This window comes from Pseudomonadota bacterium, assembly GCA_010028905.1.
Classification (GTDB): Bacteria; Vulcanimicrobiota; Xenobia; order RGZZ01; family RGZZ01; genus RGZZ01.
On sequence record RGZZ01000206.1, the window covers coordinates 1 to 8579 of the forward strand.

The 8579-nt window shown below is 65.9% G+C and carries 10 protein-coding genes; 3 read left to right on the forward strand and 7 right to left on the reverse strand.

Translation table 11 applies throughout. The features are described from left to right. Positions 1–933 (reverse strand): hypothetical protein (locus EB084_14165; GenBank protein ID NDD29402.1); only part of this gene is annotated, 933 nt, incomplete at its 3' end. Between the two features lie 340 nt (positions 934–1273). On the opposite strand from EB084_14165, the gene EB084_14170 reads away from it, so the two are divergent. After that, positions 1274–1936, forward strand: coding sequence for a hypothetical protein (locus tag EB084_14170; GenBank protein NDD29403.1), 663 nt, complete (start codon positions 1274–1276; stop codon positions 1934–1936). A 304-nt stretch (positions 1937–2240) separates the two neighbouring features. Further along, on the forward strand, positions 2241–2975 hold the full coding sequence (locus tag EB084_14175; GenBank protein NDD29404.1) for a M23 family metallopeptidase: 735 nt from the start codon (positions 2241–2243) through the stop codon (positions 2973–2975). Positions 2976–3006: 31 nt separating this feature from the next. On the opposite strand, the gene EB084_14180 is transcribed toward EB084_14175, so the two are convergent. The 6 genes from EB084_14180 to fabF all read right to left on the reverse strand — a co-directional run bounded on the left by EB084_14180 (position 3007) and on the right by fabF (position 7535). Further along, the gene (locus EB084_14180; GenBank protein ID NDD29405.1) at positions 3007–4005 is read right to left on the reverse strand and encodes a tyrosine recombinase XerC; all 999 of its coding nucleotides are present in this window, start codon (positions 4003–4005) and stop codon (positions 3007–3009) included. Between the two features lie 166 nt (positions 4006–4171). Beyond that, complete coding sequence (locus EB084_14185) at positions 4172–4624, reverse strand: hypothetical protein (GenBank protein NDD29406.1); 453 nt, start codon at positions 4622–4624, stop codon at positions 4172–4174. Positions 4625–4628: 4 nt separating this feature from the next. Next, positions 4629–5117: a hypothetical protein gene (locus tag EB084_14190; GenBank protein ID NDD29407.1), complete on the reverse strand. Its 489-nt coding sequence runs from the start codon at positions 5115–5117 to the stop codon at positions 4629–4631. A 39-nt stretch (positions 5118–5156) separates the two neighbouring features. Continuing rightward, positions 5157–5444, reverse strand: coding sequence for a DUF167 domain-containing protein (locus EB084_14195; protein ID NDD29408.1), 288 nt, complete (start codon positions 5442–5444; stop codon positions 5157–5159). A gap of 14 nt (positions 5445–5458) precedes the next feature. Next, entirely contained in the window at positions 5459–6343 is an 885-nt protein-coding gene (rnc, locus tag EB084_14200; GenBank protein ID NDD29409.1) for a ribonuclease III, read from the reverse strand. Beyond that, positions 6285–7535: a beta-ketoacyl-[acyl-carrier-protein] synthase II gene (gene fabF / locus EB084_14205; GenBank protein NDD29410.1), complete on the reverse strand. Its 1251-nt coding sequence runs from the start codon at positions 7533–7535 to the stop codon at positions 6285–6287. Before fabF ends, rnc begins: the two co-directional genes overlap by 59 nt. 356 nt (positions 7536–7891) lie before the next feature. On the opposite strand from fabF, the gene EB084_14210 reads away from it, so the two are divergent. Further along, the coding region (locus EB084_14210; protein ID NDD29411.1) for a hypothetical protein at positions 7892–8579 on the forward strand (688 nt) is incomplete at its 3' end.

Consider the following 8579-nt stretch of genomic DNA (forward strand, 5'->3'; position numbering starts at 1 on the left):
CATCGACCACCACTTGAGGTTGATCTCCGGGGTGCCGGTCTCCTGGGCCTTGCGGATGGCGAGATCGGTCATCCAGTCGACCACCTGCCAGAAGTAGTGCTCGGTGATGGAGTTCTTGTCGAAGTCTGGCGCCGGGTTCGTGAAGTCGATGGCGTACGGCACGCCGTCGCGGATGGCGAACTCGACCGTGTTCATGTCGTAGCCCAGCGCGCGGTTCAGCGCCAGGGCGTCGTTCACCACGCGGGCGCCGAGCTCGGGGCTCAGGTGGTTGTGATCGACGAAGTACGTGCCGAACATGCGCTCGAAGGGCGGGTGCCACTTGATGGGCAGGATCTTCTCACGGCCGATGCAGATGCAGCGGACGTAGTGCTCCCACTCGATGCACTCCTGCAGCATCATCTGGGTGTCGCCGCTCTTGTTGAAGGCGTCCCACAGCTGCTCGAGGCTGCGAACCTTGGTCACCGACTTGCCGCCGCCGCCCTCGGCCGGCTTGATGATGGCAGGAAGCCCGACGTAGGCGAGCATGCCTTCCCAGTCGATGGGGAACTTGAGGTTGCTGAGCGACTCCTGTACCACTCCGTCCGGATACGACTGGTTGGGGAGCAGGATGGTCTTGGGCACGGCCACGCCGAGCTTTGCGGCCAGCGCCGTGCCGAAGAACTTGTCGTCAGCGCTCCACCAGAAGGGGTTGTTGATGACGCGGGTGCCGTTCATCGCGGCCAGCTTGAGGTAGTTGCGGTAGTACTTCACCTCGTGCGACATGCGGTCGACGATGACGGCGTACTGCTGGGGCTCGTTGTACGAGGTGCCGCCCAGCACGACGCGCTCCGCGACGATGCCGGGGACGCGGCGTGAGTTGATGCTCTCGATGAAGGCATCGGGGAAGGTGCGCTCGCGGCCGTGGAGGATGCCGATCTTCTTCAGCGTGGACATGGGACGTGGACTCCTTTCAAGTGCAGGCACGGGCCAGGGTTGCTCTAGACCGATCACCCCGCCCGCATGCCCGTTCGGAGGAGGAGTGGTGGAGCGAGGCGCTGCCGCGATTCTGGGAACAGGGAAGAGTCTTGAATCGTGAAGGCGACTCTGGCGTCGCCGCGGTACCGTCGACCTTGCTGTGGGGCCGATCTCGCCGTGGCGGTCGATGAGCGCTCAGGGCTTCGTCGAACGCCTGCGAACTCCTCGTGGATGACTGGAATTTCAGCCGGCTTTTCTGGTCGGTGAAGGCCGTCGCCCGACCTGGAGGAGAGCGCGCTCGGACACGGAAGATGCTGGCATGCGCGTTCCAGATTCCTCCAATCCGCTGTCTGAGCAGTTCCGGCGTGACGCCATCCTCAATGTAACCCAGAACATCGCTTCGATGCGCAACCAGAAGGAGCTGGCGCGCGAGGGGGCCGTGGAAGACGACGCAGAGCAGCGAGATCGCGTCGATCTCGCTCGCGCGCAACCCGCAGCGCCACCGCCGTCTGAGGGCGACGCGTTCGAGCAGGCGGGTTCGCCTGCTTCAGCGCACGGCGCGCCTGTGGCCGAGTCCGGTTCGCAAGCGTCCGAGCAGTCGAACGAGGCGGGAGCCCGCGGCCTCGGGCGTGACGGCGGCCACGGCGAAGACAGCGGCGCAGCCCCCCTCGGCGACGGCGGGCTGCTGAACGCCGCGCTGACCTCCGATCTGTTCGAGGAGGCCAATCCGTCAACCCGTCGTCAGCGTTCTGACGAGGCCAGGCGCCTCGCGCGTGACGGCGTTCCGGATGAGATCCTGAAGGCTTCGGGCGAGATCGTGAAGGGGCAGATGCATCCGGTCGCGGGTCCCAAGGCGTCGCTGCGCGAGATGAAAGACGTTCCAGAGGCCGCCGCGCACGAGACGGCGCCCGAGAGCTTCGCCGTCGAGATGGACATTGCCGAGGGGGGCGCGCCGCTTCAGATGCCGGATGATCCGATCTGAGCCGCCGTGCTGATGTGCATGTTTTCCGGAAACCCGTCCACATCGTTTTCCACGCGAGAGCCGTAGGCCGCCCCGCGCCGCCCATGGTACATCCGGACTATTGCCGGTCACGGCGGTCCGGGCTATTCTCTCCGCATCCTCCGCCGCACCGCGCTTGAAGCCTTTTCACTTCACGCTTCGCGGGGGTCTCCTCGACAGTCCGCATCTTCGTTCTTCCGCGGCTGTCGCGCGTCGCCGCTGATTCATCGCGACGTGACCGGTCTCGCATCACGCGTGACCCACCTTCGTGGCAGGCAGCTTCTATATGACTCTTCACCGCAGACGTCGCGCTCTCGCGGCTGTCGCTCTGCTTCTCTGCGCCGTGTCGACCGCACTGGTCTCGCTGCGCACCATCCAGGCCGAGGCGGCCTCGTTCGATGCGGACGGGCCTTGTCGGCGCGCCCCGCGTCCTCTGCCGTTCGTGCATGCGCGCGAGGGCTGGTGGAAGGCGATCGTGGGAGAGGCCGCCGACGAGCCCTGCGCGCTCGGACGGATCGGGGCTGGCATACGGGCGGGGGTGCTCGCAGATCTGCTCGCGCGCGTGCGCCGCGTGGAAGCAGATGCTCGCGTGACCAGCACGTTCTACGAGCCTCGTCCCGGACGGCTCCACAGCGGCTACGACATCGGTCTTGACGCGGGCACTCCGGTGCCGTGCGCCTGGAGCGGCCGCGTGAAGAGCATCACGCCCTGGTACGGCGCCCAGACCGGCATCACGGTGGTGACGCAGGGCATCGAGGTCACCTACGGCCATCTCTCTCCCGAGGTCAAGGTCGGTGACGAGATTGTGGCCGGGCAGACCGTCGGGCGCGTCGTGTACGATCACGTAGATGTGAAGATGTACGCCGACGGCGCCTACATCGATTACGCTGTCGTGAATCCGTTCGTCGACCCGCGCTTCACCGATCTGGCCAATGGTGTCGCCGCGGCCCTCGACAGCCGTCTTCTTGCAACAGCCCCGCGACCGCTGCGCGTGACCTTCGCGGCGCGCCCCACCATCTGATCTCGCTCTTCGAAGCTGCGTGCCGGGCCCATCAGGGGCGCGGATGCGCGTCGCGATACACCTGCTTCATGTGCTGCAGCGAGATGTTGGTGTAGATCTGCGTGGTCGAGAGGCTCTCGTGCCCGAGCAGCTCCTTGATGGTCATGAGGTCTGAGCCCCCCTCGAGCATGTGCGTCGCGAACGAGTGACGCAGCGTGTGGGGACTTGCTTCGCGCCGCACGCCCGCCGCCTGCATGCGGGCGGCGAACATGTACTCGACGGCGCGTGCCGTGAGGCGCCCGCCGCGCTGGTTCAGGAAGACGGCGCGGGTAGGGGACGGCGGCCGACATGCGAGGTAGGTCTTCAGCGATTCAGCGGCGCTCTCGTTCATGAGCACGATGCGCTGCTTGTTGCCCTTGCCCGTCACGCGCATGGCCCGCTCCGGGAAGTCGACGTCGGTGAGGTCGAGCCCCACCAGCTCGCTGATGCGCATCCCGGTGGCGTAAAGCAGCTCGAGAATGGCGTTGTCGCGCGCGATGGCAAAGGCCTGCAGGGCCGGGTCGACCTTTCGTCCGCGACGCTTGGGCTGGGTGTTGATATCGACCTCGGGCTTGCGCTCGATGACGCGGGTGACGTCGTCGTGGCTGAGCACCTTGGGAAGGTGCCTGGGCAGCTTCAGACTCTTGAGATCGGCGACCGGCGAGCGCTCGATGACGCCCTCGCGGATGAGGAACTTGAAGTAGTTCCGCAGGCTTGCGATCTTGCGGTTCACCGCTTTTGCCGTGAATCTGCGCTCGACACGCAGCCAGGTCAGGAAATCCCGGATGGAGCGCTCGTCGATGGCTTCGAGGGTGAGATCGGCCTCGAGGTGCGGCCCGAAGAACTCGAAGAAGCGCCGCACGTCGTCACCGTACTCGCGCAACGTGCGCGGCGAGAGGTTTCGCTCGACCGCCAGGTAGTTGATGAAGTCTTTCTGGTAGTATCCGCGACTGCGATGCAGCTGGCTCATGGTGAAGAAAGTTCGATCTCGTTGACATCGATGCCTGCGCATCGCAGATCTCGAACCGTGCGGGCGTGCCGTAGGTCTTCGGGCCCGAGGCGCTCTGAAAGCCCGAGAGCAGCCCGGGATCGGGTCTCGAGGTTCGGTGGTCTTCGAAATGAATTACTTCGTCAAAGAATGGTTTGACGAAGTTGAATGCACGCAAAAGCGTGGAGGCTCAGATCTGGTATGCCGGCGGGGCCTTCCCCAACCGCTTCTGCTCCACCGGTCTCAGCTCGACCTGGCGGATTCGCCACGCGCCATCATCGAGCGAGAGCGACACGGTTCCGGCGTACACGGCATTGAAGAGATCGCCGTGATGCACCATCTTCACCCGTCCGCGAACGCGATAGCGTGCCAGGTGCCGGCCGCGCTCGATGGCCTGGAGCTCAAGAACCTGGAACCACGTGATGTCACGAGAGCGCTGCGCGAACACGGGGTACGGCAGGTCGCGACGCACCCCCTCGCTCAGCAGCCCGTAGGCCTGGCCGTAGTCATGCCGGCGAACCGCTTCGAAGAAGCGGTTGCCCGCAGCGTCCGGACCTGCAGGCGCGGCACCCGCAAGAACGCAGACCGCCAGCGTGAGCGTGAGAGCGACTCCCACGCGCACGCTGGCGGAAGAGATCGGCACCGCGTTACTTCGTGGGGGGCTGGGGCTGGCTGTCGGCCTTGCGCACCTGCAGCGGATACTCGAGGCGAAGCTGGTTGTCGAGGAACACCTGCATCCAGTAGGCGCCTTCGCGCTCGATTCGCATGCCGGTGATGAAGTTCACCGCCATGAACGGTTCCTCGACGCGCTTCAAGGTGAACGGCTGGTCGTTGGTGTCGACGAGCACGGTCTTTCTCGAGGGGTCGAGAATCTTCATGCGCTGCACGTGTGATCCGGTGCCGTTGCACCAGCCGTTGGCCACGTAGAAGCCCTCGCCCTCCGGGAACTGGAACGGGAACGCCGGCAGAGGGAGCTCATAGAAGATGTACTGGAAGCTCGGTGGCCCCTTCTGGTCCTCGACGTTCAGGCACGGAATTGAGAACTGGAGGAACGGACCGCTGAGGCTGCCGCCGCCTCCCATCGCGGGCTGGGACCTGGGTCCACCGAGCAGCCCAGAGAATCCGTCATCGAGCATGTGGAGAGCCTCCTCGCTGTGCACCTCGGTCTTCGCGGTCTATGCTTGAGCCTCTCCATCGGGGAGCGTGCGCAAGACCTGTTCCCGGGTGACCCCCCGCACTTCGACGCGCTTGTGCCGTGCCCTTTCTCCCCCCACAATCCGGACGTCTGCCGTGCGAACACCCAGCCACTGGGCCAGGAAGGCGCACAGCGCCGCGTTCGCCTTGCCATCGACCGGTGGGGCTGCGAGCCGCACCAGCAGCATGCCTTCGCGGGTTCCCGTCACCGCCGACACACGCGCCCGCGGTGTGGCGCGCACACCAAAGGTCAGCCCGTCGGCGCAGATGTGGACGTCGAGGCTCACGGCTCGGAGGGCAGGCCGCTCCCCTGCCCTGCTCCACCCGCCGAGCCGCTCTCGGGAGGGAGCAGCGCGTGGACGCGTTCCAGCCCCTTTCGCGCGGCTTCCTGCTGGGCTTCCTTCTTGCTGCGGCCTTCTCCGGAGCCCAGCAAGGCCTGGCGGAACCACACCTCGACCACGAAGCTGCGCGCGTGGGCGGGGCCCTTCAAGCGCACCACGCGATATTCCGGCAGCGATTTGAAGTGCTTCTGCGTGATCTGCTGCAAGATGCTCTTGTAGTTGCGGTCGGTCTCGGGGAGCGCCTCGAGTGAGCCTTCGAAGCGCTGACGCACGAACGCCTCGGCCTCAGACCATCCGCGGTCGAGATACAGCGCCCCCACCACCGCCTCGAACACATCGGCCAGCAGCGACGCGCGCTCGCGCTCGCCGTGGGCTTCTCCTCCGCGGGAGATGAGGAGGTGCGCTCCCAGATCGAGCGACCTCGCGTGGGCGGCCAGCGACGGGCGGCTCACCAGCATGGCCTTCATGCGCGTGAGCTCGCCCTCCGGCAGCTCGGGAAAGCGCTCGTACAGCAACGCGCTGGCCGCCATGCCGACCACCGCGTCACCGAGGAACTCGAGGCGCTCGTTGCTCTTCTCGAGCGGGTTCTCGTTCGCGAACGACTCGTGCACGAAGGCGGCCCGCAATGACGAGGGGCGGAGGAAGCGCAGCCCCAGCTGCTGCTGAACGGCATCGAGGTCGACGTCGACGCTGTCTGACCCGCTGGCGGGATCAGGCGCACCACTCCGACCAGACCTCTCTGCGGACACGGAGCCTTCCCTGCCTGGACTAGGCGTCAGGACGGTACTTGCGCACCGCGAGCACTGCGTTCTGTCCACCGAACCCATACGAGTTGTTGAGCGCGGCGTCGATGCGCATCGAACGCGCCGTGTTGGGCACGTAGTCGAGGTCGCAGGATGGATCCGGGTTCTCGTAGTTGATGGTGGGGGGCGCGATGTCGTCTCGGCAGGCCAGCAGGCAGACCACCGTCTCGATGGCACCCGCAGCGCCGAGCATGTGTCCGATCATCGACTTGGTGCTGCTCACCGCGATCTTGTTGGCGTGATCTCCGAGCGCGTTGCGGATGGCCAGCGTCTCGGTCCGGTCGCCGAGCGGGGTCGAGGTGGCGTGAGCGTTCAGGTAGTGCACGTCGCTGGCCTGCATGCCAGCGTCTTCGAGCGCCGCGTGCATGGCCTTGCCCACCCCCAGCCCTTCGGGCTGCGGGTTGGTGATGTGGTAGGCATCGGCCGACATGCCAAAGCCCGCAACCTCACCGTAGATGCGCGCGCCGCGCGCCTTGGCGGTCTCGAGCTCCTCGAGCAGGAGCACCGCGGCCCCTTCTCCCATGACGAAGCCGTCGCGGTCGCGATCGAAGGGGCGTGAGGCGCGTGTGGGCTCGTCGTTTCGGGTGGACAGGGCGTGCATCGAGGAGAAGCCTGCCACCGAGATGGGGGTGATCACGGCCTCGGTGCCGCCCGCAAGCATGGCCTTCGCTTTGCCGTCGCGAATCATCTGCATCGCTTCACCGATGCTGTGCGCTCCGGTGGCGCAGGCCGTCACGATGGTGATGTTGGGGCCTCTGAGGCCGTGCATGATGCTCACCATGCACGACGCCATGTTGGCGATCATCATGGGGATGAAGAAGGGGCTCACCTTGTCCGGCCCACGCTCCATGAGAACGCGGTGCTGGTTCTCGAGGGTGTTCATGCCACCGATGCCGGACCCGATGATGACGCCGATGTCTGCTGCGTTCTCGGGGGTGATCTCGAGACCCGAGTCTGCAATGGCCAGCTTGGCGGCCGCCGCTGCGAAGTGCAGGCAGCGGTCCATCTTTCTGACCTCTTTCTTGGAGATGTAGTTCTCGGGGTTGAAGTCTTTGACCTCACCGCCGATCTTGCAGGCAAAGGCCGTCGTGTCGAAATGTGAGATCGGACCGATGCCGGATCTCCCGCCCTTGCATCCTTCCCAGAAGGTCTCCCACCCGATGCCCAGTGGTGTCAGCGCTCCGATGCCCGTCACCACGACCCGTCTCTTGCCCATGTGTCACCTCGAACGATGGTATTGATGCGTGTGGCCGGAGCAGTGCCTGCAAGCGTGCCGTCAGGCGCGCTCGCGTCGTTCGTCGACGCTTCGTCGAACACGGGCGCTTGCGGCGCCGCGCGTGCCGGCCTTTCCTCCGGCTCGGCGGCGCGTCACGCCGCTTGCCTGCCGGTACGGAAAAAGATTCTCGTCGGTTCGTAGACCCCCCTGATCTTTCCTTCCTCGGTGGGCGATATATGCGCGCTTATCGAGCGCACCGCGGGCGTGAAACGGTGCGGCAGGAATCCGCTTCACATGGGTAGGAGTGAAGCCTTCCAGCCGTTCCAAACACACGAGAGGTCTTTCGCATGCGTTTTATGCCTGCTCACCGCGCTTCGCTTCTTTGCCTCGCCCTGATGGCGATGCTCTTGATCATCGCCGCCCGTCCGGTGGTGGCCGCTGGAGATTCGCCTGTTGCGCCCGGCATCAGTGCGTCTCCGCCCGCGGGCGAGATGATAGAGCCGGGGCGCCCCATCGTGGTGAAGCTCTCCGGAGACCTCGCGCTTCCGGCCACGACGCCCCCGCGGGCCTTCATCGACACGGTTGAGGTCCCGGTGACGCGGCGTGAGGGCGGATTCGAGATCTCGGTTCCCAAGACCCTGGGGGGCGGCCTGCACCAGGTGCGGGTCGTGGTTGCCGCGGTGGTGGGCAAGACGCGCGAGGCGCAGTGGTCGATCCAGACCGCCGCGCCCGCCGAGCTAGACCGCAGCGACGCCTCGGTCACGGTGTCCACCAACGCCAGGAAGACCCTGTACGAGGGCGATGCCTTCGAGGTGCACGCCACGGGACCCGCCGGAGGCAAGGCGACGGCCACCCAGGGAAACTTCTCGTTCGACCTCACCGAGACCAGCCCAGGGCAGTACACCGGGACGCATGATGTGCAGCGCGCCGATCATTCGGCCGCCTCCCCCACTCGCGTGCGCATCGCCCTCCCGAACGGTCAGTCCGTGGGCAATCGCTCCGCGACCGACGCCAAGGTTCTCGGCCAGTTCTTCATCGTGCGCA

Bases quoted from the DNA above. Each gene is read 5' to 3' on its own strand.
- EB084_14170 (NDD29403.1), top strand. From the start codon at position 1,274: ATGCGCGTTCCAGATTCCTCCAATCCGCTGTCTGAGCAGTTCCGGCGT.
- EB084_14175 (NDD29404.1), top strand. From the start codon at position 2,241: ATGACTCTTCACCGCAGACGTCGCGCTCTCGCGGCTGTCGCTCTGCTT.
- EB084_14180 (NDD29405.1), bottom strand. From the start codon at position 4,005: ATGCGCAGGCATCGATGTCAACGAGATCGAACTTTCTTCACCATGAGC.
- EB084_14190 (NDD29407.1), bottom strand. From the start codon at position 5,117: ATGCTCGATGACGGATTCTCTGGGCTGCTCGGTGGACCCAGGTCCCAG.
- rnc (NDD29409.1), bottom strand. From the start codon at position 6,343: ATGGGTTCGGTGGACAGAACGCAGTGCTCGCGGTGCGCAAGTACCGTC.
- fabF (NDD29410.1), bottom strand. From the start codon at position 7,535: ATGGGCAAGAGACGGGTCGTGGTGACGGGCATCGGAGCGCTGACACCA.